General features: G+C 73.8%; 19 protein-coding genes. 5 read left to right on the top strand and 14 right to left on the bottom strand.

Going from position 1 to position 21,895, the window contains the following annotated elements:
• Positions 1 to 174: 174 nt before the first annotated feature.
• Positions 175 to 1,977, top strand: a complete 1,803-nt coding sequence (locus I5Q34_RS25725; RefSeq protein ID WP_277965714.1) for a choice-of-anchor A family protein — start codon at positions 175 to 177, stop codon at positions 1,975 to 1,977.
• Here the strand turns inward: I5Q34_RS25725 and I5Q34_RS25730 are convergent.
• From I5Q34_RS25730 to I5Q34_RS25750, 5 genes are all read right to left on the bottom strand, one after another.
• Positions 1,950 to 3,320, bottom strand: coding sequence for a NarK/NasA family nitrate transporter (locus I5Q34_RS25730; protein ID WP_199894799.1), 1,371 nt, complete (start codon positions 3,318 to 3,320; stop codon positions 1,950 to 1,952). The two genes, I5Q34_RS25725 and I5Q34_RS25730, sit on opposite strands and share 28 nt — an antisense overlap.
• A 21-nt stretch (positions 3,321 to 3,341) precedes the next feature.
• The gene (gene nirD / locus I5Q34_RS25735) at positions 3,342 to 3,704 is read right to left on the bottom strand and encodes a nitrite reductase small subunit NirD (RefSeq protein WP_199894800.1); all 363 of its coding nucleotides are present in this window, start codon (positions 3,702 to 3,704) and stop codon (positions 3,342 to 3,344) included.
• Positions 3,701 to 6,265: a nitrite reductase large subunit NirB gene (gene nirB, locus I5Q34_RS25740; RefSeq protein WP_199894801.1), complete on the bottom strand. Its 2,565-nt coding sequence runs from the start codon at positions 6,263 to 6,265 to the stop codon at positions 3,701 to 3,703. Before nirB ends, nirD begins: the two co-directional genes overlap by 4 nt.
• Positions 6,266 to 6,619: 354 nt before the next feature.
• Positions 6,620 to 7,810 carry an NAD(P)/FAD-dependent oxidoreductase gene (locus tag I5Q34_RS25745; RefSeq protein ID WP_199894802.1) on the bottom strand — a complete coding sequence of 397 codons (1,191 nt, stop codon included), beginning with the start codon at positions 7,808 to 7,810 and terminating at the stop codon, positions 6,620 to 6,622.
• Positions 7,807 to 9,918: a molybdopterin oxidoreductase family protein gene (locus I5Q34_RS25750; RefSeq protein WP_199894803.1), complete on the bottom strand. Its 2,112-nt coding sequence runs from the start codon at positions 9,916 to 9,918 to the stop codon at positions 7,807 to 7,809. The genes I5Q34_RS25745 and I5Q34_RS25750 overlap by 4 nt, the downstream gene beginning before the upstream one ends.
• Before the next feature lie 190 nt (positions 9,919 to 10,108).
• On the opposite strand from I5Q34_RS25750, the gene I5Q34_RS25755 reads away from it, so the two are divergent.
• Positions 10,109 to 11,236 (top strand): uroporphyrinogen-III synthase, encoded by a 1,128-nt coding sequence (locus I5Q34_RS25755; protein WP_199894804.1) that lies wholly within the window; start codon positions 10,109 to 10,111, stop codon positions 11,234 to 11,236.
• Positions 11,237 to 11,461: 225 nt separating this feature from the next.
• On the opposite strand, the gene I5Q34_RS25760 is transcribed toward I5Q34_RS25755, so the two are convergent.
• The 6 genes from I5Q34_RS25760 to I5Q34_RS25785 form a co-directional block, all read right to left on the bottom strand.
• Positions 11,462 to 12,457 carry an aldo/keto reductase gene (locus I5Q34_RS25760; protein ID WP_199894805.1) on the bottom strand — a complete coding sequence of 332 codons (996 nt, stop codon included), beginning with the start codon at positions 12,455 to 12,457 and terminating at the stop codon, positions 11,462 to 11,464.
• Between the two features lie 170 nt (positions 12,458 to 12,627).
• Entirely contained in the window at positions 12,628 to 13,386 is a 759-nt protein-coding gene (locus tag I5Q34_RS25765) for an IclR family transcriptional regulator (protein ID WP_199894806.1), read from the bottom strand.
• Positions 13,387 to 13,508: 122 nt separating this feature from the next.
• Complete coding sequence (locus I5Q34_RS25770) at positions 13,509 to 13,841, bottom strand: putative quinol monooxygenase (RefSeq protein WP_199894807.1); 333 nt, start codon at positions 13,839 to 13,841, stop codon at positions 13,509 to 13,511.
• A gap of 52 nt (positions 13,842 to 13,893) precedes the next feature.
• The gene (locus I5Q34_RS25775; RefSeq protein WP_199894808.1) at positions 13,894 to 14,727 is read right to left on the bottom strand and encodes an aldo/keto reductase; all 834 of its coding nucleotides are present in this window, start codon (positions 14,725 to 14,727) and stop codon (positions 13,894 to 13,896) included.
• Positions 14,728 to 14,814: 87 nt separating this feature from the next.
• Positions 14,815 to 15,381: a DJ-1/PfpI family protein gene (locus I5Q34_RS25780; RefSeq protein WP_199894809.1), complete on the bottom strand. Its 567-nt coding sequence runs from the start codon at positions 15,379 to 15,381 to the stop codon at positions 14,815 to 14,817.
• Between the two features lie 210 nt (positions 15,382 to 15,591).
• The gene (locus I5Q34_RS25785) at positions 15,592 to 16,482 is read right to left on the bottom strand and encodes a glycerophosphodiester phosphodiesterase family protein (protein WP_199894810.1); all 891 of its coding nucleotides are present in this window, start codon (positions 16,480 to 16,482) and stop codon (positions 15,592 to 15,594) included.
• Between the two features lie 798 nt (positions 16,483 to 17,280).
• Here I5Q34_RS25785 and I5Q34_RS25790 point away from each other — a divergent pair.
• Positions 17,281 to 17,601 (top strand): hypothetical protein, encoded by a 321-nt coding sequence (locus I5Q34_RS25790; protein WP_199894811.1) that lies wholly within the window; start codon positions 17,281 to 17,283, stop codon positions 17,599 to 17,601.
• An 89-nt stretch (positions 17,602 to 17,690) separates the two neighbouring features.
• Here I5Q34_RS25790 and def read toward each other — a convergent pair whose 3' ends face one another.
• Complete coding sequence (gene def / locus I5Q34_RS25795) at positions 17,691 to 18,353, bottom strand: peptide deformylase (RefSeq protein ID WP_199894812.1); 663 nt, start codon at positions 18,351 to 18,353, stop codon at positions 17,691 to 17,693.
• An 87-nt stretch (positions 18,354 to 18,440) separates the two neighbouring features.
• On the opposite strand from def, the gene I5Q34_RS25800 reads away from it, so the two are divergent.
• Complete coding sequence (locus tag I5Q34_RS25800; RefSeq protein ID WP_277965715.1) at positions 18,441 to 18,977, top strand: winged helix-turn-helix domain-containing protein; 537 nt, start codon at positions 18,441 to 18,443, stop codon at positions 18,975 to 18,977.
• A gap of 303 nt (positions 18,978 to 19,280) precedes the next feature.
• Here the strand turns inward: I5Q34_RS25800 and I5Q34_RS25805 are convergent, their stop codons facing one another.
• Positions 19,281 to 20,171, bottom strand: coding sequence for a DUF1259 domain-containing protein (locus I5Q34_RS25805; protein WP_277965716.1), 891 nt, complete (start codon positions 20,169 to 20,171; stop codon positions 19,281 to 19,283).
• Between the two features lie 250 nt (positions 20,172 to 20,421).
• Positions 20,422 to 20,814: a hypothetical protein gene (locus I5Q34_RS25810; RefSeq protein ID WP_199894815.1), complete on the bottom strand. Its 393-nt coding sequence runs from the start codon at positions 20,812 to 20,814 to the stop codon at positions 20,422 to 20,424.
• A 124-nt stretch (positions 20,815 to 20,938) separates the two neighbouring features.
• On the opposite strand from I5Q34_RS25810, the gene I5Q34_RS25815 reads away from it, so the two are divergent.
• On the top strand, positions 20,939 to 21,889 hold the full coding sequence (locus I5Q34_RS25815) for a DUF5995 family protein (protein ID WP_199894816.1): 951 nt from the start codon (positions 20,939 to 20,941) through the stop codon (positions 21,887 to 21,889).
• Positions 21,890 to 21,895 lie beyond the last annotated feature (6 nt).

Raw genomic sequence — 21,895 nt, forward strand, 5'->3', positions numbered from 1 at the left:
GCCTCATCACTCGTTCGGGTGGTACAAAATCGATACTTCGCCGTCATGTTCGGATATATACCGCTCTCCCGCTGAATAGGCCATTCCTTCGCGCGCCGAACCGGGCAATTCATCGACATATGGTCACGACATCTGTGTGACAAACACACTTCGACTCACCCTCGCGAGGACACCGTGCACAGATCCCCGTGGCGTGCCGCGGCCGTCGCCGCCCTGACGGCCCTCGCCGTCGGCGGACCGATGGCCCGGCCCGCCGTCCCGGCGTCCCTCCCCGGCGGCCTCGGCCCCTGCGTGCCGGGGCAGTGCCCGCCCGCGTACCCGCCGGTCGGCAACGGGCCGCTCGCCGGCCGCGACAACGCGGTCAGCATCTTCGTGGGCGGCGACTTCCTCGTGCGCGGCGCCGCCGCCGAGGCGGAGGGACGGGTCGTCACGCCGGGATCGTTCGACATGCACAAGTCCTCGGGCGGCAACCTCTACAACATCGGCCTGGCCGGGGTCGGTTCACGCGTCCCGCCGCCGGACGGGGCGGACTGGCTGACGACCGGCGGATCCGTCACCGTCACCCCGGGACAGCGGCTCGACGCCGAGCGCGGGGTCGTCCGGCACGCGGGTCCCGCGACGGGGACGATCATCGGGCGCGGCGTCGAGGACCCCGGGGCGGCACAGCCGTACGCGGGCCTGCGCGAGGAGCTGACCGCGGCGAGCCGCTGCTACGCGCGCGGCGCCGACGGCCGGGGCCGCCCCGCGACCGGGACGGCGGTCAACAACGGCTCGGAGACCGTGTTCACGGGCGACGGGACGTCACAACTCCAGGTGTTCACCGTCGACTTCGACATCGCGGGGCGCACCGGCGGCCAGGAGAGCGTCCGCTTCGTCAGCATCCCGGACGGCACCACGGTGCTCGTCAACCTCGTCGGCGACGCACGCGTCATCAACACCTACAGCGGCACGCTGACCGACGACAACCCGTTCAACAGGCTGCGCGAGCGGCTGCTGTGGAACATCCCGGACGCGACGCAGGTGGAGCTGAAGGGGACGGGCCAGTTCCAGGGGAGCTTCCTGATCGGTACGCCGTCCAGCGGAACGACGGTGTCGCTGCCGGGCGTCAACGGCCGTTTCCTGACCACCGGTTCACTGACGCACACATCGGCGGCGACGGGTGGTGGCGGGCAGGAGTTCCACAGCTACCCGTTCGACGGCGACCTTCCGGACTGCGCGGTCGCTCCCCCGCCGCCGGCCACCGGCCAGGTCTCGGTCGTCAAGCAGGACGCCGCGACTCACGCCGCCCTGCCGGGGGCCCGCTTCCAGCTGTGGCGGGAGACCAGCGGCGTCCCGGGGCCGCAGACGACCGGGGCGCGCACGGACACCCGGGTCGACGGGCCCTGCACGACCGATGCGGGCGGCGCGTGCCGCGCCACGGTGGAGCCGGGCACGTACTACTGGCAGGAGGTCCAGGCCCCGCCCGGCTACCTGCTCCCGGCCCCGGGCGTCTTCGGTCCGCTGGTCCTGACGCCGCAGAACGCGGGGACGGGCGTGACGGTCACCGCGACGGACGTCCGGCAGCAGGAGCCGCACGGCTCGATCCGCCTGGAGAAGCAGGACACGCGGACCAAACGGCCGCTCCAGGGCGCGGTGTTCGAGCTGTGGCGCGAGACGAACGGGAAGCCGGGGCTCCAGTTCAACGGTCCCGGCGCCGACCGGCGCGTCGAGACCGGCTGCGCCACGGACCCGCAGGGCCGCTGCACCTTCACCAACGTGCCGCCGGGCTCGTACTACCTGCTGGAGACCGCCGTCCCCGAGGGCTACCTGAACCCGAGGAATCCGGCCCTCGGCCCGTACGCGCTCACCGCCGCCGACGCCGCGAAGGGGATCACGGTGAAGGCCGGGAACGTCCCGGGCGAGCACGGGAAAGGCAAGGGCCGGAAGCTGTCCCGCACGACGCGGCCGTCTCACACGGTGTCGGGCCGGCGCAGGTAGACCGCCCAGGTGACCGCCAGGCACAGGACGTACCAGGCGAGGAAGGCCAGGTAGGCCGGCTCGCCGGTGCCGCCGGTCAGGAACGCCTGGCGGAAGGCGACGTTGATCAGCACCCCGCCGAGCGCCCCGACCGCGCCCGCGATGCCCATCAGCGCGTTCGCGTGCTGATGGGCGCGGGACTCGGCGGCCCCGGCGTCCTCGCCCCGCGCGGTCCGCCGGCGGGCCTCGGCCCGGTAGACGGCGGGGATCATCTTGTAGGCCGAGCCGTTGCCGAGGCCGCTGAGGACGAAGAGCAGGACGAAGCCGGTGAGGAACAGCGGCAGGGAGTCCCCCCGGGAGGCCAGCAGGACGAGCCCGGCGCCGGCGGCCATGGCGGTGAAGGTCCAGAAGGTGACGCGGGCGCCGCCCCAGCGGTCGGCGAGGTGCCCGCCCACGGGCCGCGCCAGCGAGCCGAGCAGCGGCCCGAGGAAGGTGAGGGACGCGGCCCGGACGGGCGTCGGGAAGGCGTCCGGGAACTGCACGAGCAGCACCTGCCCGAAGGCGAACCCGAAGCCGATGAACGAGCCGAACGTGCCGATGTAGAGCAGGGAAACCGCCCACGCGTGCCCGTGCCGCACCACCTCGCGCAGCGGCCTCCCGGGGGTGCGCACCCCCGGGAGGTTGTCCATGCGCAGGGCCGCGCCGAGCGCGGCCAGGACGATCAGCGGCACGTAGCCGAGGACGACCAGCCGCGGGTGCCCGGCGCCGGCGGTGGCCAGCACGAGCAGGCCGAGCAACTGCACGGCGGGGACGCCGAGGTTGCCGCCGCCGGCGTTGACGCCGAGGGCGCGGCCCTTGAGACGCTGGGGGTAGAAGGCGTTGATGTTCGCCATGGAGGAGGCGAAGTTCCCGCCGCCGACGCCCGCGACGGCCGACGTGACGACCAACGTGGTGTAGGAGACGCCGGGTTGGAGGACGACGCCGATGAGCGCCGTGGGCACCAGCAGGAGCAGCGCGCTGACCACGGTCCAGGTGCGGCCGCCGAAGACGGTCACGGCGACGGTGTAGGGCAGCCGCAGCGCGGCGCCCACCAGGGTGGGCACGGCCGTCAGCAGGAACTTCCCGGCGGGGTCGATGCCGTACTCCGGTCCGAGGAAGAGCACGAGCACGGACCACAACGACCAGACGGAGAAGCCGATGTGCTCGCACAGGACGGACCAGACGAGGTTGCGGCGGGCGACCCGGGCGCCCGTGGCCGCCCAGAAGAAGGGGTCCTCGGGGCGCCATTCGTCGATGCGGCGGCGGGGGGCGGGGGCGGTCGGGTCCTGGGGCGGTCCGAGGGCGGGGGATGTGGTGGGGTTCATGTGCTCTCTCCCGGTTCGGTTTCAGTGAGCGGTGGTCAAACGCACGGGCCACACGGGCAGTTGGACCGGGTTGCCGTCGGGCCCCTCGGGTTCGTCCGGGCAGCGGCCCGACCGCAGGTCGAACGCCTGCTTGTGCATGGGCGAGATGACCACGGGCGCGCCCTCGCGGGTGCCGAGGAGACCGCGCGAGATCACGTGGGCGCCGCTGAACGGGTCGTGGTTGCCCACCGCGTACACCGTTCCGGCGCGGTCGCGGAAGAGCGCGACCTGCCGGCCGTCGACGAGGGCGGCGGCGCCGCGGCCGGGGACCAGGTCGTCGTAGCGGCACACGGGCGTCCAGCCGGAGCCCACGTCGATCTCGACGGTGAGCACGGCGGCGGTCACCGGGCCACCGCCCCGGTGGGGACCGGCAGGAGTACGGGTGCCGGGCGGATCTGCCCGCGTTCGGTGACGAAGCGCACGGTGGGGTCGGGGGTGCCGGGGGCGTTGACGAACGAGACGAAGCGGCGCAGTCGTTCGGGGTCGTCGAGGGTGGCGCGCCATTCGTCCTCGTAGGTGTCGATGTGACGGGCCATCAGGGCGTCGAGGTCGGCGCAGATGCCGAGCGCGTCGTCGACCAGGACGGACCGCAGGTGGTCGAGGCCGCCTTCCATGCGTTCGATCCAGGGGGCGGTGCGCTCCAGGCGGTCGGCGGTGCTGACGTAGAACATCAGGAAGCGGTCGACGGTGCGGACGAGGGTGTCGTGGTCGGCGTCGGCGAGCAGGAGGCCGGCGTGGCGGGGGGTCATGCCGCCGTTGCCGCCCACGTAGAGGTTCCAGCCGGCGGAGGTGGCGATGACGCCGAAGTCCTTGCCGCGTGCCTCGGCGCATTCGCGGGCGCAACCGCTGACGGCGGCCTTGATCTTGTGCGGGGAGCGCAGTCCCCGGTAGCGCAGTTCGAGTTCGATGGCGAGGGCGACGGAGTCCTGGACGCCGAAGCGGCACCAGTCCGTGCCCACGCAGGACTTCACGGTGCGCAGGGCCTTGCCGTAGGCGTGGCCGGACTCGAAGCCGGCGTCGACGAGGCGGCGCCAGATGTGCGGGAGCTGGTCGACGGTGGCGCCGAACATGTCGATCCGCTGCCCGCCGGTGATCTTGGTGTAGAGGCCGAAGTCGCGGGCGATCTCGCCGATGGTGATGAGTCCCTCGGGGGTGATCTCGCCGGCGGGGATGCGGGGGACGACGGAGTAGGAGCCGTTGCGCTGGAGGTTGGCGAGGAAGTGGTCGTTGGTGTCCTGGAGGGCGGCCTGTTCGCCGTCGAGGATGTGGACGGAGTTGCCCAGGCGGGGGTTGAGGGTGGCGAGGATGGAGGCGACGGCGGGTTTGCAGATGTCGCAGCCGTCGCCGCCGCTGCCGTGCCGGTCGATGAGGCGGGAGAAGGTGGTGATGCCGGTGGTGCGGACGATCTCGAAGAGTTCGGGGCGGGTCTGGGGGAAGTGTTCGCACAGCCCCTTGGCGACGGGCGCGCCGCTCTCGCCCAGCGTGCTGTCGAGGAGCTTGCCGATCAGTCCGGTGCAGGAGCCGCAGCCGGTGCCGGCGTGGGTGCGGCGCTTGACGGCGCGGACGTCCGTGCAGCCCTGCTCGGTGATCGCCTCGCGGATGGTGCCCTTGGTGACGTGGTGGCAGGAGCAGATGAGGGCCTCGTCGGGCAGGGCCGCGGGGCCGGCCGGCGCGCCGGACGCGGCGTCCGGCGGCAGGAGGAGCTGTTCGGGCGGGGTGGTGAGGGGGGCGCCGGCGGCGGCGAGCGGGCGCAGCACGTCGTAGGCGGTGGTGTCGCCGACGAGGACGCCGCCGAGGAGTCGGCCGTCGGGGGTGAGCAGCAGCTTCTTGTAGACGTCGTCGCGGCTGTTGGCGTAGGTCACCTCCAGGGCGTCCTCCCCGGTGGCGTGGGCGTCGCCGAAGCCGGCCACGTCGACGCCGAGGAGCTTGAGGCTGGCGGCGGGGTACGCGCCGGTGAACTCACCGCTGCCGCCGGTGATTTGCCCGGCTGCCGCCTCGGCCATGGCGTAGCCGGGGGCGACGAGGCCGTGCACCTTGCCGTCGCTGGTGAGCGCGCACTCGCCGATGGCGTGGATCCTGGGGTCGGCGGTGCGGCAGCCCTTGTCGACGACGATGCCGCCGCGCTCGCCGACCGGCAGTCCGCAGGCGCGGGCGAGGTCGTCGCGGGGGCGGACGCCGGCGGAGAAGACGACCAGGTCGCAGTCGATCGTCGTGCCGTCGGTGAGGGTCATGCGGCGGACGCCGCCGTCCTCGCCCGCCTCGACGGTGCGGGCGGCGACGCCGGTGTGGACGACGACGCCGAGCTGCTCGATCCTGCGCCGCAGGGCGCTGCCGCCGCCGTCGTCCACCTGGGCGGCCATCAGCCGGGGCGTGAACTCGACGACGTGGGTGACCAGCCCCATGGCGTGCAGCGCGCCGGCCGCCTCCAGTCCGAGGAGTCCGCCGCCGACGACGACACCGGCCTTCGCGTTCTCGGCGCGGGCGCGTACGGCGTTGACGTCGTCGACGGTCCGGTAGACGAAGCACCCGGGCGTGTCGTGCCCTTCGACGGGCGGGACGAAGGGGCGGGAGCCGGTGGCCAGGACGAGCGTGTCGTAGCCGACGGTCGCCCCGGAGCGGGTGGTGACCGTGCGGGCGGCGCGGTCGACGGCGGTGACGGGGTCGCCGAGCCGGAGGTCGATGCCGGGCGCCTCGTCGGCGAACTCGGTTGTCCAGAGGGCGAGTTCCTCCTCCGTGGTGCCGGAGAAGAGGGAGGTGAGGTGGACGCGGTCGTAGGCGGGGCGGGGTTCTTCGGCGAGGACGGTGATGTGGAAGGGGTGGTCGGGGGTGCGGCGGGTGAGTGTCTGGAGGAAGTGCTGGCCGATCATGCCGTGGCCGACGAGGACGAGGCGGGGTTTGCGGGTCATGGGGCGGGTTCCCTTTCGTTGTGGTCGCGTTGGGGTGGGATGGGGTGGGATGGGGGTTGGCCCCGGTCCCTCCCCCAGAGGGGGCACCCCCACTTTCACCGTTTCCGCAGGAGCTGCGCCCCTTCGGAACCCGCGGGGCGGAACCTGGTGCCGACGGAGCACCAGGCGCGCGGTGAGGCGGTCGCGCGGGCCGCGCTCCGCACGGTGGGGCGGGGCTCCGCCCCCGCACCCCGCCGGGGCTCCGCCCCTGGCCCCCGCTCCTGGGGCTCGGCCCCCAGGCCCCTTTCCGGGGCGGAGCCCCGAAGGGTGCACGGGGGCTTGCCCCGGGGAAACGGTGAAAGGGCGGGGTGCGGCTCAACCCCCCGATAACAACAACCGCACAGCATCCCCCTCCACCCCATCCCCCCGAGCCACCACATCCCCCACCTCCCCCACCATCCCCACATCCCCCACCAACACCGCCCCCACCACCACATCCCCCCGCAACACCAACTTCCGATACGTCCCATCCCTCGCATCCGCCAGCACCACCGCCCCCGTCCCCTCCCCCGCCGAGTCCCCGAACGCAGCGACCTCCAACTCCCCCGCGCTCAGCCGCAGATACGGGAGCATGTCACCGCACACCGCCTCCGGTTCCGCGCCCGAGAGCCGCGCGGCCAGCGCGTCCGCCTGGGCCCAGGCCGCCTCGGCCCGGCCGTGGACGGCTCCGCGGTGCTCGGCGCAGTCCCCGATCGCGTACACACCCGGCGCGCTCGCGGCCAGCGCGTCGTCCACGACCACACCGTCCGCGACCTTCAGCCCCGCCGCCCGGGCCAACCCGGTACGGGGCCGGACCCCGCAGGCCAGTACCGCCGCGCCCGCGTCCAGCAGGCTGCCGTCGGCGAGTTCGGCGCCGGTGACGCGTTCGTCGCCGAGGAGCCGTACGACGGGCGCGGCGTGCACGACCACGCCCGCCGCCTCCAGCGCGCGCCGCACCGTCGCGGCCGCCCCCGCGTCCAGGTGCCGGGCCAGCAGCCGGGGCGACCGGTGCGCGAGGTGCACGGTCGTTCCGCGCCCGGCGAGGGCCTGCGCGGCGCCGACGCCGAGGACGCCGCCGCCCACGACGACGACCGTCCGCGCGGTGCGGACGTCGGCGGCGAGCCGCCCGCGGTCGGCGAGGGTCCGCAGCCGGTGGACCCCGGCCCGCGGCAGGGGCCCCGCCAGCTCGGGCAGCACGGGCCCGGCCCCGGTGGCCAGCACCAGCACGTCGTACGGAGCGGTCACGCCGCACGCCGTGCGCAGCGTGCGGGCGGCCACGTCGACGGCGACGACCTCCGTCCCCGTGCTCACCGTCGCCCCGCCCGTCGGCAGCCCGAGTTCCCCGGGCGCGGGCCGTCCCCGCAACGCGCCGGTCAGCAGCGCCCTGTTGTACGGGCCGCACGGCTCGTCCCCGTACAGCGTGACCTCCACACCACCCGGCGGCGCGAGTCCGAGGAGCCGCGAGGCGAAGCGGGCGGCGGCCATGCCGGCCCCGACGACGGCCACGCGCCGTGCGCCGCCGCTCATGCCGCCCCCTCCCCCGCCCGCTCCACGCGTACCGCGCAGACCTTGAACTCGGGCATCCGGGAGACCGGGTCGAGGGCCGGGTTGGTGAGTGTGTTGGCCCGGCCGGGCCCCGGCCAGTGGAAGGGCATGAAGACGGTGTCGGGCCGGATCGTCCCCGTCACCACGGCCGGCGCGACGACCTGCCCGCGCCGGCTGGTGACGGTCACCAACTCCCCGTCGGTGACGCCCAGTCGGGCGGCCAGCCGCGGATGCAGTTCGACGAACGGCCCGGGTGCCGCCCGTTGCAGCTCGGGGGTGCGGCGCGTCTGGGCGCCGCTCTGGTACTGGGCGAGGACCCGCCCGGTGGTGAGCCGCAGCGGGTAGCGCGCGTCCGGCTCCTCGGCGGCGGGCCGGTGGGAGACGTCCGCGAAGCGGGCGCGGCCGTCCGCCGTGGCGAAGCGGTCGAGGAACAGCCGGGGGGTGCCGGGGTGTCCGGGTTCGGGGCAGGGCCAGAAGACGCCGTCCTCGGCCCGGATCCGGGCGTAGCTGATGCCGGAGTAGTCGGCCCGGCCGCCCGCGGACGCGGCGCGGAGCTCGTCGAAGACCTCCTCGGCGGCGTCCGGGAAGCCGCCGTCACGGCCGAGCCGCGCGGCGAGCGCGCGCAGGACGGCGAGGTCCGTCCGCACGCCCGGCGGCGGGTCGACGGCCGCCTGACGCAGGATCACCCGGCCCTCCAGGTTGGTCATCGTGCCGTCCTCCTCGGCCCATTGGGCGGTGGGCAGGACGACGTCGGCGAGTTCGGCGGTCTCGGAGAGGACGACGTCGCAGACGACGAGGTGGCCCAACGCCCTTATGCGTTCGGTGACATGACCGGCGTGCGGGGCGGAGACGACGGGGTTGGACCCCATGAGCAGCAGGGCGCGCACGCCGCCGTCCGTACCGAGCGAGTCGAGGAGCTCGTAGGCGCTGCGCCCGGGCCCGGGAAGGGATTCGGGGTCCACGCCCCACACCCGGGCCACGTGGTCCCGCGCTTCGGGGTCGGTGATGGAGCGGTAGCCGGGCAACTGGTCGGACTTCTGGCCGTGTTCGCGTCCGCCCTGTCCGTTGCCCTGTCCGGTCAGGCAGCCGTATCCGCTGAGGGGGCGGCCGGCGCGGCCGGTGGCGAGGCAGAGGTTGATCCAGGCGCCGACGGTGTCGACGCCCTTGCTGTGCTGCTCGCTGCCGCGCGCCGTGAGGACCATGCCGCCGGTGGCGTCGCAGAACATGGCCACCGCCTGCCGCATCGCGGCCACCGGTACGCCGGTGATGCGTTCGGCCCGTTCGGGCCAGTGGGCCATGGCGGCGGCGCGGGCGTGCGCGTAGCCGGCGGTGCGGGCGGCGACGAACTTCTCGTCCACCCGTCCCTCGGCGATCACCAGGTGGAGGAGGGCGAGGGCGAGCGCGAGGTCCGTGCCGGGGGCCGGACGCAGGTGCAGGTCGGCGTCGTCGGCGGTGCGGGTGCGGCGCGGGTCGACGACGATCAGCCGGCCGCCGGCCTCCCGCTGCTCGCGCAGGTAGCGCAGGGCGGGCGGCATGGTGTCGGCGAGGTTGCTGCCGGCCAGCAGGACGCAGCCGGTCCGCGCGACGTCCTCCAGGGGGAACGGCAGCCCGCGGTCGAGCCCGAAGGCCGCGCGCTGGGCCGTCGCGGCGGACGACATGCAGAACCGGCCGTTGTAGTCGATGTGCGGGGTGCGCAGCGCGACGCGGGCGAACTTGCCGAGCAGGTACGCCTTTTCGTTGGTGAGCCCGCCGCCGCCGAAGACGCCGACGGCGTCGCGCCCGTACCGTTCACCGGTCTCCGCGAACCCGCGCGCGGCCCGGTCGAGCGCCTCGCCCCAGGTCGCCGGGCGCAGGGTGCCGGTGCGCGCGTCGCGCACCAGCGGCTCCGTCAGGCGGGCGGGCCGGGCGAGGACGGCGGCGGCCGAGCGGCCCTTGCCGCACAGGGCTCCCCGGTTGACCGGGAAGTCCGGGCGCTCGCCCACCTCGACGGCGGGCTCGTCCGGGCGCCGCGGCCGGACGGGGTGCAGCCGCATGCCGCACTGGAGCGCGCAGTAGGGGCAGTGGGTGTCCGTGGAGGTCGTTCCCGTCATGCCAGCAGCGTCGGCGGTCCCCGTTACCGTCGTGCGACGCCCGCGTTGCCGCCTCCTCACGTCGTGCACACGCGCGGCCGGGCCTGTTGTGAGGTGGACGACACATGTCCGCACCAGAGCGGTGGCGGAGCTCACGGTCCCGTGATCCTGCCGCAACAGCGCCTTAACGCCGATCCGCGAGCCTCGCATCATGGGAAGTACGACACCGGGACCGCCGCCGCTGACCGGCTTCACCGTGGGCGTGACGGCGGACCGGCGCCGCGACGAACTCGCCGCGCTGCTGCACCGCCGCGGCGCCGAGGTGGTGGTGGCTCCCGCCATGCGCATCGTGCCGCTGGCCGACGACGTCCTGCTGCGCGCGGCCACCGAGGCGTGCCTGGCCGGCGGACTCGACTACGTCGTGGCCACCACGGGCGTCGGCTGGCGCGCCTGGGTCAGCGCGGCGGAGGACTGGGGCGCGGGTGAACCGCTGCTCGCGGCCTGCCGCGGGGCCGTCCTGATCAGCCGCGGCCCCAAGACGACGGGTGCGCTGCGCGCCTGCGGGCTGCGCGAGGGGTACGCCCCCGGCTCGGAGGCCCTCGACGAGGTCCTCGCCTGGCTCCTCGCCCGCGACCTGCGCGGCCGCCGCGTCGCGGTGCAGGAACACGGCGCACCGCTGACGGAGTTCGTCGCGGCGCTGCGCCGGCAGGGGGCCTCCGTCGTGGAGGTCCCCGTCTACCGCTGGGGCCCGCCGGAGGACCCGTACGCCGTGCGCCGCCTCGCGGAGCGGACGCTGCGCCGCGAGGTGCACGCCCTCCCGTTCACCAGCGCCCCCGCCATCGAGGCGTTCCTGGCCGCCGCCGGCCGCGAGGAACTCCTCGCCGCCCTGCGCCACGACGTCCTCCCGGCGTGCATCGGCCCTGTCTGCGCCCGCCCGTTGCTGTCGGCCGGCGTCCCCTGCGTCTGGCCGGACCGGGGCCGTCTGGGGTCCCTCGTCCGCACCCTCACCCGCGAACTGATCCGCCGTCACCGCCGCGAACTGGTCACCCCCGCAGGCCTGTTGACCCTCCAGGGCACCGCAGTCCTCACCACCGACGCCGTCTTCCGTCTCCCCCCGCTCCCCGCCGCCGTCCTCTCCGCCCTGGCCGACCGCCCCGGCGCGGTCCTCAGCCGCGCCGAACTCCTGCGCCGCGCCTGGCCGGGCCCGTCCCGCCGCCGCCCGGACGAACACGCGGTGGAGGCGGCGGTGGGGCGGCTGCGCACGGCGCTGGGGCCGTACGGGCATCTGGTGGGGACGGTGACGAAGCGGGGGTACCGGCTGATGGCGGGGGGCGGGTGACGGGCTCCCCCCTCACGGGAAGCCTTCCGGGGGAGGAGAGGGCGGCTGCCGAAGTGCCTTCGTCCCGGACCGGCTCAGGGCAGGCGATCCGCCCGCGTGGCGCGTTCCGCCGGGGGACGCGGGCCGACACCCGGGTATGCCGGAAGCGGTTCTCCGGTCATGCGCACGCGTTCGGCTGAACTCTCAACTCCCGGGTCATGCAGGCCGATCGCCGGGGAGACCGGCTCACGCCCAGGGCAGCGCGGCGCGGGTGCGCCAGTAGGTCTCCGCCGGCTCGGCGAGCGGGGCGAGCTCGGCCAGGGCGCTCGGCGTGACGCCGACGTCGGCGGCGGCGAGGTTGGAGGTCAGCTGTCCGGGGGTGGCCGCGCCGGAGAGCACGATGTCCGCCCAGGGCTGGGCGGCGGCCGCGGCCAGCGCGACGGCGTCGCACGCGTCGCCGGTGCGGGACGCCACGGCGCGCAGTGCGGCGGTGCCGGGGCCGGTGGCGTTGCGGCCGGCGAGGCGGCCGTTGGCCATGGCCTCCTTCACCACCACCAGCCATCCCGCCGCGTGCGCCTCGGCCAGCGCCGGGGCGGCGGACGGCTCCAGCAGGTTCCAGGTGGCCTGGACGGCGCCGAACAGCGGCCGGCCGTCGACCGTGACCTCCAGCGCGGCGCGGATGGTCCGGGCCTGGCCCGGCCCGCTGGTCGACAGGCCGACCCGGACGCCGTCGGCCGCGAGCTCCGCGAGGCGGGCGTGCAGCGCGGGGTCGGTGAGCGCCGGGCTGTCCGGGGTGACGGAGTGCACCAGGTACACGTTCAAGCGGCGGCCCAGCAGCGCCCTGGTCTCTGCGATCTGACGGTCGAACACCGCCGTCGAATGCTCCTTGACCTCGTGCACGGGCACTCCCGAGACGCGCCAGCCGGCGGTGTAGGTGTAGCCCCACTTGCCGCCCACCACGACGTCGGCCGCGGCCTCGGCCCGGGCCGTCAGCCACTCGGCGAGGAACTCCTCGGCGCGGCCGTAGGAGCGCGCGGTGTCGAAGTAGCGCACTCCCGCCGCGTAGGCGGTGTCGAGCAGTGTGTGCGTCCGCTCGCGCAGGGCCTCGACGGTACGCCCGGCCGGCAGGTCGAGGTCGCGGCCGAGCGTGATGTAGCCGGGCCGCCCGACCGCGGCCGTGCCCAGGCCGAACCGTGTGATCGGCGGGGTGACGGAGCGTTCGGTGACGGGCGTGGCCGACATGACGGGGGTTCCTTTCGGCGGTTCCGGCGGACGAGGAGCGGATGAAGGGCGGATGAAGGGCGGACGAGGAGCGGACGAGGAGAGCGCACTCCACCCGGACAGGACCCTGTCCGCGGGTGCCGACGCCGTACGGTCGAGTCCCGCCGACGATGTCCCGGCCCGCGGCGTCGTCAGCGCCGGTTGGCCTGCGTGGCCTCCTGGGCCGCCTGCCGCACGGTGGTGATCAGCTCCTGCCGGCGGGCGCGGAGGTCGTCCGGGCGGACGCACAGGGAGACCGAGCCGATCACCGTCCCGTCCGCACCCAGCACGGGCGACGCCAGACAGGCCAGCCCTTCCTGGGCCTCTTCGATGTCCAGGGCGACCCCGGTCCTGCGGATCCGGCGCAGTTCCCCGTCGAGTTGCTCGGTGGAGGCGATCGTGCGCGGGGTGAACCGGCGCAGTCCGGGTTCCTCGAGGTAGCGGCGCCGGGCCGCCGCCCCCGTGGAGGCCAGGGCGATCTTGCCGTGCGCCCAGGCGTGGGTGCGCGGATCGACGCCGACGGCGAGGTCGGGGCGTTCCTCGCCGTCGACGGCCACCGTCCTGACGTCCGCGACCAGCAGGCCGTCGCCCTGGAAGGCCACGTAGTTGGCCGAGGCGCGGGCGGCATGCCGCAGGCGCGTCAGCAGCCCGTGGATGCCGTCGTCCAGGCCCATCTGGTTCTGGAACGAGCGGTGCAGGGCGGGTATCCGGTAGCCGAGCGCGTAACCGCCGTCGGTGCGCACCAGGTATCCGCGCTCGGTGAGGGGGGTGAGCAGGGTGTAGACGGTGGACAGGGCGCAGCCGAGGCTGCGGGCCAGTGCCTTCGCCGACACCGGGGCAGCCGCCTGGGCGACGATCTCCAGCACCTCGAGGGTGCGGTCCGCCGCCCGCGGACCGGTCCGACCTGGCATGGCACCTGTTCCTTTCCCTGCCGTTCCCCGCCCTCCAGTGTGCCTGTGTCCGGATCGGGCCGATCACCGGCCCCGGTCGGCGGGGGCCGGTGACCCTCCCCCTCTCCGCCGCGGGGGGGGCGTCAGACCTCGCGCGGAGACAGCTCTCCCATCAGGTCCCAGCCCTGGCGGTCCGGGATCTCGACGCTGACGATCTTCGGCTTCTCGGTGATCGCGTAGGACATGTCCTCCATGGCCTTCTTGAAGTGCGCGGACTCCACGTGGACCCGGCCCGCCTCGGCGTCCCGGAAACCCTCCACGAGGACGAACTCGTTCGGGTCGTCCACGCTGCGGGACCACTCGTAGAACAGGTTGCCGGGCTCGGCCCGCGTGGCCTGGGTGAAGTCGTTGACGAGCTCGAGCCACTGCTCACTGCGCTCGGGACGCACGGGGAACTTGACGGTGATGAAGATCATGATCTTTCTTTCGGCTGGTGGGTGTGAGGTGGGGCTTGGAGGGAAAGCGCGGTCAGCTCGCGTCGAAGGTGTCCGGGTCGGGGCCCAGCCGGGTGCCGTTGTCCAGCGCGGCCAGCGCGGCGAGGTCCTCCTGGTCCAGTGTGAAGCCCAGGACGTCGAAGTTCTCACGGATGCGGGAGGGCGTGGCCGACTTGGGGATGACGACGTTGCCGAGCTGCAGGTGCCAGCGCAGCACGATCTGGGCAGGGGTCCGGCCGTGCTTGGCCGCGATCTTCGCGAGGGCCGGGGCGTCCAGCAGCTTGCCCTGGCCGAGCGGCGACCACGCCTCGGTCACGATGCCCGATTCGGCGTGCAGGGAGCGCAGTTCGGTCTGCTGCAGCCAGGGGTGCAGCTCGATCTGGTTGACGGCCGGAACGGTGTCGGTCTCGGCGATCAGCCTGCGCAGGTGTGCGGGCTGGAAGTTGCTGACGCCGATCGCCCGGGCCCGGCCGCTGCGGGCGATCTCCTCGAACGCGCGCCAGATGGTGAGGTAGTCGTCGCGCATCGGGTGCGGCCAGTGGATCAGGTACAGGTCCACGTGGTCCAGGCCGAGGCGGGCGAGGGAGGCGTCGAACTCGCGCAGGACGAGGTCGCGGGTCCAGGTCGTGCCGGCGCCGTTCCACAGCTTGGTGGTGACGAACACGTCCTCGCGGGGAATGCCGCAGGCGGCCAGGGCGGCGCCGGTGCCCGCCTCGTTGCCGTAGACCGCGGCGGTGTCCACGCTGCGGTAGCCCTCGCGCAGGGCGGTGCCGACGGCCGTGGCCGCGTCCGCGTCGGGGATCTGGAAGACGCCGTAGCCGATCTGCGGCATCGGTACGCCGTTGTTCAGGGTGACGGTCGGGGTCATGATTCCTCTTTCTCGCTGGTGGTCGTCGGTCCCGCCGCCGAACGCAGCGGCTCGTCCGGTGGGCGGCGGGTGCGGCGCGGAGCCGGCTCAGGCCATGGCGGGGACACCGTCTCCCAGCAGTCCCACGAAACAGCGCATCCACTGCGCCTGCGCGTTCCATGCCTGGGCGGAGACCATGCGGCCGTCGAGGACGACGGGCTCGTCCACGAAGGTGCCGGCCCCCGCCTGCACGTCGGGCGCGCAGGCGGGCCAGCAGGTCGTGCGCCGGCCGGCCAGGACGCCGAGAGGGGCGAGCGCGACGGCCGCGTGGGAGATGTGCGCCACCGGCTTGTCCCGGTCGAAGAAGTGGCGCACGATGCGGCGGAAGTCCTCGTCGAGGCGGAGGTACTCCGGGGCGCGGCCGCCGGGGATCACGAGCCCCTCGTAGTCGCCCGGGTCGGTCTCGCCGAAGGCGGCGTCGCCGGGCCAGGTGTGGGCGGGCTTCTCGGTGAAGGTGTCGAACCCGGCGGCACCGTCATGGGCGACGAACTGCAGGCGCTTGCGGGACGGGGCGGCGATGTGCACCTCGTAGCCCTCCTCCTGGAGCCGCCAGTACGGGTGGAGGACCTCCAGGACCTCACCGGCGTCGCCGGTCGTGATCAGAACCTTCGGCATGGTGCGGGCCTCTTGTCCGTGTGGTGACGATGCCGCCCGGGTGAGCCGGCCCCCTCACGGTGCCCGACCGCGGCTCCGCGCGGAAAACGCCCGGCCGTGCCATTCCACTCATGCCGGAATCGGGCCGCCGGGACGGCTCCCTCACCGGGCCCGGGGCCCGGGGCACCGGACACGCGAAGGCTCACCGCTTCCCGGTCGAGGACGGCCCCGTCACCGCCCGAGCGCCCGTGGAGAGTCGGTGAGCACGGCATCGGCGCCCAGCACCGCAGCCGCCCGGTGGTCGGCCCGCGTGTTCACCCCGAACAGGACGACGCGGACGGCTCCCCTGCGGCGGAAGCACAAGATCGCGTCCCGGTCCCACAGAGCGGCGTCCGGCACCGCGCAGGATTCGGCACCGAGGGTCAGGTGCTCGATCACGCGGAGGTCGCGGCGCAGCTCGAAACCCACCCAGGTGCCGGGTCGTGGCGGGTCGGCACAGCACCCGGTCAGGCGGCAGGTCAGCAACCGGCGCCGCGTCCTTTCCCGGCTCTCGAAGGCCCTGGCGCGGGGGTGCCGGCCGGCGGCGGCGAGGACGTCGGCGCGGGTCGAGTAGAAGAGGGTGCGTTCCCAGGCGGGGGTGCCGGACGCCTCGAGCCGGTCCATCGCCCGGGCGACCGCGGCCGCCGGCTGTCGCGGGCGGGGCGACTTCAGGTCCAGGACGACGGGCACGCCCGCGGGCAGGGACCGCAGGGCGGCGTCGAGGCGGGGCAGGCGGAGCCGCGCGTCGGAGGACGACCGGTACGGGCGGTTCCCGCGCCCGTCGCGGAAGGCGTGGCCGGCGTTGAGGCGGGTGACGTCGGCGGCGGTGTGCTCGGCGACCCGGCCACTGCCGTCCGTGAGGGCACGGAGATCGGCGGGCCGGTACAGGACGGGCACGCCGTCCCGGGTGACCTGGACGCTGAGCCACACCATGTCGACGTGCCGTGCGAGGGCCGCGTCGATGGCGGCGAGGGTGTTCTCGGGCATGTCGTACCCGCCGGCCCGGTGGGCGATGACGGCCGGCGCGGGATACGAGGGCCGGCCGATCGCGGCCACCGCTCTGTCGGCAATGTCGTGGTGCATGCGCCGTACCCGTTCCTCGGCCTCATTCTCACTGGTCCCTCTCCAGTCTCGGCGCCGTACGGGCCGGACGGTGCCGGGTGGACAGCCTACGGCGCGGGGGAACCGGTGTCGGACGAGCGGGGGACCCCGTCCCCCTGCCGCCCCGGCGGACACGCCGTCGGGGCGGCAGGGACAACAGTGCGCGGCGATGCGGCCAGCTGGCGTGACAGCGGACGTTGGCGATGACTCCGTCGGCCCGCTCGGGCTGAACACTCATACGGTCACGGGGAGTTGGGCGACGAGCTCGACGCAGTGGCCTTCCCTGGGGGACTGGATGGCGACGGCGCGTTTCCCAGGGGTGAAGTGGCGAGCGGGCCGGCGCGCTCGGCGGGCCTTCGCCGGGCGCGCCCGCCCGGCCCCTCCTCGTACCGACGGCCGTACCGACGGCCGCGCGGCCCGGCTCGCGCGGCGGGCGGACGCCTCCCGCCGGGGCGGGGAAGGGACGGTACATCCGAGCAATACCGCGTCCACAGTGGTCAGTTGGCCAAAGCAGCGATGCGAACGCGTCATATCCCGCAGTCGTCGAACCTTCATCCAGTCGCGCGGTGGCAGACTCGGTCCGCCGTCCCCGGCGGGCAGCCGGTGGACGACCGACTCGGCGAAAGGAGGCCCTCCATGAGGAAGAGGGTCAGCGCACTTCTCGCAGTTGTCACACTCGCCACCCTGACACTCGCCGGCCAGGCCGGCGCCGCACCGTCCGCACACACCTCGGCAAGCGACACAAGAGCCACAAGCGCGGCAAGAATCAAGGCCACTCAGGTGCTCTACGCGCCCGCCGTGCTGGAGCGGGGCCAGTCCTGGAGCTCCGACACGGCCAACCTGGTCATGCAGACCGACGGCAACCTCGTCGTCTACGATGAGTTCGGCCGGGCTCGCTGGAACTCCTCGACCGTCAACCAGGGTTGGCGGGCCGCCTTCCAGACCGACGGCAACTTCGTCGTCTACACCCGCTCCGGCCTCGCGGTCTGGAACTCGAGGACCGCGGGGCACCCGGGCTCCCGGCTCGTCGTCCAGGACGACGGCAACGTCGTGATCTACGACGGCAGCCAGGCCATCTGGAACACCAGAACGGCCCACTGATCCGGGCCGTCGGCGGACCGGCCCCCGGTCTGCCGACGGCTTTACGGGCCGTCCCTACCGAAGGGCGGCCCGGCTGCGGCGAGGCGCCGTCACCCGCTCAACTCGGCCGCCTTGACCGCCCGTCGCGCGAAGACGTCGTCCCGCCGCCCCTCCATCTGCCGCAGCGCGTCCCTGCGGTCCCGCCTGGAGAGCCGGTCGAGGTACGTGTGGCCGACGAGGTGATCGCTCTCGTGCTGCAGGCACCGGGCGAAGTACCCCGTCCCCTCGATGACGAGCGGGTGGCCGTCCTTGTCGAAGCCCCGCACGACGGCGCGGTCGGTGCGGGGAACGTCCATGGTCGCGCCCGGCACGGACAGGCAGCCCTCGGAGTCGTCGACGAGCCGGCGGCTGCCCGGATCGGGCAGGTCCAGGACCGGGTTGACGATGTGGCCGACGTGCCGGATCCCGTCGTCGTCCGGGCAGTCGTAGACGAACAGCCGCAGATCGACGCCGACTTGGTTGGCGGCGAGGCCGGCGCCGTCGGCCACGTGCATCGTCAGGAACATGTCGTCGATCAACGCCGAGAGCTCCGGCGTCCCGAACTCGGTCACCTCCCGGCAGGGCCGGCTCAGGACCTCCTCCCCCACCACGGTGATCCGGCGCACCGAACCGCGTTCCGTCTCCGGCGGCAGCGCCGGATACGCGTCGACGGGACGGCCCTGCAGCCGGACGCGCCGGTCGACCGGACGGGACGGGTCATGACGGACAGCCATCGCTGTCTCCCCCTCTGTTCGCACACATCACTTGCTGTTCGCACACATCACTTGCCAAGCACTTTGCAAACTAGCAGACTTTGCAAAGTGACTGAAGAAGATCTGCGCGAGCACGAGGTCCGTACGGCCCTGCTGGGCCTGCTCGCCGAAGTCGGCACCGTCACGGCGACCGAGGCCGCCGGTCGGCTGGGCTACAGCTCCGGGCTCTGCTCGTTCCACCTGCGGCAGCTCGCGCGCCACGGGTACGTCGAGGAAGCCCCTCACCACGGGGGCCGCGCGCGCCCGTGGCGCCTCAAGCAGCGTTCCACCGAAGCCGAGGCGTCCATGGAGGACGGTTTCGGGGACTGGGCCAGGGGGCTGGAGGACGAGAGCTGGCGGCAGTGGCTGGACCGGCGGGACCAGGAGCCCGACGAGTGGCGCCGCGACGAAGCCTTCAGCGCCATCGCCTACCTCACCCCGGAGGAGATGAGCCGGGTCGCCGAGACGATCCGACGGACGCTCGCCCCGTACCAGGACCGCGAACAACGCCCCCTGGCCCGGCCCGAGGGGGCTCGCCCGGTGGCCCTTATCGCCCGGCTGTTCCCTCTGCTCCCGGACACGAAGTCCAGTGAGGACGAGGACTGAAGCGCTTTGCTCGGATCCGACGGTTCGGCGGCCAGGCTGTGGGCTCGGGACGGATCGCCATGCCGGCCGCGTAATGGTGGGCTCATGACGGTCCGAAGAACAGCGCACCCGAGCAGGCACCCGCGACATGGAGGGCGGCGGCCGTGCCGGTGTCCTCGGAGTGCCGACCGGCCATGCCCCGGTGCCTCCCGGCCGCGCCGGCCGTAGCCCGGTGCCCCGGCGGACGCGTCCCCCGTGTGCCCGGTGCGGCTTCGCGCATACGTGATGGGCCCCTGCGGACCGGACCGCACCGACCCTCCGCCGTCAATCCGGCGAAGCGGGCGAGACATTGGTGTGGCGGATGGCGCTGCGGAGGTGCTTGGCGAGGCGGACCGGGTCGCCGACGGCCCACAGATGGAAGAAGAACAGACGGGGCTGGTCGGTGAGCATGTGGTTGTGGAAGGCCACGATGTCGATCTTTCCGCGCCGCAGGGCCCTGACCGTCGCGGGCACCTCGCGGGCGGTCACGGCGATGTCCCCGTTCACCAGGGCCTTCTTGCGGCTGAGGGGCTGGAAGATCAGGGCGGTGGTGCTGCCGGTCATCCTGGGCAGCACCCGGTCGTGGTCGGCCATGGTCTCGTTGCGGGCGAAGGTGACCTTGTAGACCGAGCCCTGGGCCCGGCCCTCCGCTCCCAAGGCGCGGTCGACGGCCGGACCGTCCAGTCCCAGGGGCACTTTGACGGGCGTGCCCGAGACCTGGGGCGTGCCGGTGACGTCCAGGGCGGCCCGCAGCTTCTTGGCCAGGGCCACCGGGTCCCGGCCCATGGCGTGGACGTGGACCCACTGCAACGCGGGCGTGTGGGCGGGGAGATGCTCGTGCAGGGACGTCTGGTTGATGCCGCGGGCGACCAGGACGTCATGGACCTTCCGCACCTCGGGCTCGGTCAGCGCGAGGTCCCCCATCATCATCGTCTGCCCGTCGGGGTAGCGGACGAAGGACGCGAACGACCCGATCGCCTTGACACGATGTCCCTTGCAGACCACCTTCAGGTCGACCCGGGGGAACCCGATGCCGTAGGCCCGGTTGCTCACGAGCCGGCCCTTGTGACCCAGCACGGCCACCACTCCCCGCCAGTCGGATTCCTTGGTGACCGACGGCCAGACCCGTTCCGGCGGATGGACGTCCGCTTCCGCGGCGTTCGTCGTCAGGAGCACCGACGTGAAGGTGAGCACCCCCGCCAGACACCGCCGGGTCGTAGCCCGCGTCCCCTTGCCCGCACCATCCGGCCGTCCGCCCATTGCGCATACCTCCGTGTCGACTACCACCCATGTCATGTCGCGACCGCGGAAATCGCGATGTGGAGGCAGCCATTCGGAACAGCGGTGTCCCGTGACGTCCCCGGACGGAGCAGCACGGTCTGCGCCGCCGGCCGGGAGGACGTAGGAAGGAAGCCGACGGCCTGGATCACACGGCCGCGCGCCGCCTGCGCAGGGCTGCGGTGCCCATGGCCGCCGCCCCGGCCGGCAGCAGCACCGCGGCTGTGAACGGGAGCCACGGCGTGCCCTCGTCCCGGGACCAGCCGACGATCAGGCCCGTCCACAGAATCGCGGCGGCGGGGAGCAGCAGCCAGTTCGAGACGGTGCCGGCGACGGCGGCCGCGCGGGCCCGGCCGTGCGCCCGCAGCACCTCCCCCACCGCGTACGGGAGGACCAGGAGTTGCAGGGCCGCGACGCCCCAGTCCAGTCCCTCGCCATGGAACCAGTCCACGACGACGCCCACCGCCATGACGGCCATGGCGACGGCGAAGCCCCAGGACACGGCCTTCGTCGCGCCCGATCGTTTCGGAGTCTGTGCCATGCGGGGAGCATACGCATGCCGCTGACCGGCATGGATGCCAGTGCTCCCGCCGGGAAACCCGACCTCGTTGTCCCGACCTCGTTGTACAGGGCCCGATCCCCCCGCCTACGAGGGAGGCCCCCACGTGTTCACGACGCATCTCGCACGGGCGATCGCGATCCCGGTGACGATGACGCTGGTCCTGTGGAGCGGAGGTGCGGCGCGGGCGGACGCGGGTCCGGGCGCGCGGACGGTGGTGTGCCGGGCCGCCCCGGCGGACTGTGCCGGGCAACTGGAGCGGGAGCTCGGCTCGTTCCGCGACCGCCTCGGGTGCGACGCCCGTGCGCCCTTCGCGGCGGTGTACACGTGGGTGCAGACCACGCTGCGGCGTACGGCGCGGGAACGGCCCGGCTACTTCGCCGAACCGTCCTGGGCGGTGCGCGACTTCAACGCCGCCTTCGCCGAACGCTACTTCGGCGCCGTGCGCGCCGGCCGGGACGGGCGCCCGGTGCCGGAGGCGTGGCGGATCGCGTTCGCCGCGGGGCGCGGGGGCGGGACCAACGCCGGGCAGGACGTCCTGCTGGGCTCCAACGCCCACATCCAGCGCGACGCCGCTTACGCGCTGGCCGAAACGGGCCTCGTACGGCCCGGCGGTACGACCCGCAAGGCCGACTACGACAGGGTCCAGTCCGTACTGGACCGTGCGTTCGGGCCCGCGGTGCGGGAGGTCGCCCGCCGCTACGACCCGTTGGCCGGCGCGGCGGAGGAGCGCTGGAATCCGGTCGCGCGCTTCACGGCGCACGAACTGTTCGTGCTGTGGCGCCAAAACGCCTGGTACTACGGCCGGAGTCTGGCCGCCGCCCGTGACGCCGCGGAGTTCCGGGAGGTCTCCCGGACCGTCGAGGCGAACGCGACCGCGTGGGCCACGCTCCTGGCGGCCGTCCAGGTGCCCGGCTACGGACTGGTCCGCGACGCCTACTGCCGCGGCGGCCGGGGCACGGCGGTCCCGGCGCCGACGACGGGCTGGACGCCCCGGCCGCTGCCGGCCCTCCTCGCCCTGGGCCGGCTACCGGTGCCGCCGCATCGTGGCGGCTGAGAGGGC

Origin of the sequence: Streptomyces sp. AV19, assembly GCF_015999245.1 — a bacterium.
Lineage (GTDB): Bacteria > Actinomycetota > Actinomycetes > Streptomycetales > Streptomycetaceae > Streptomyces.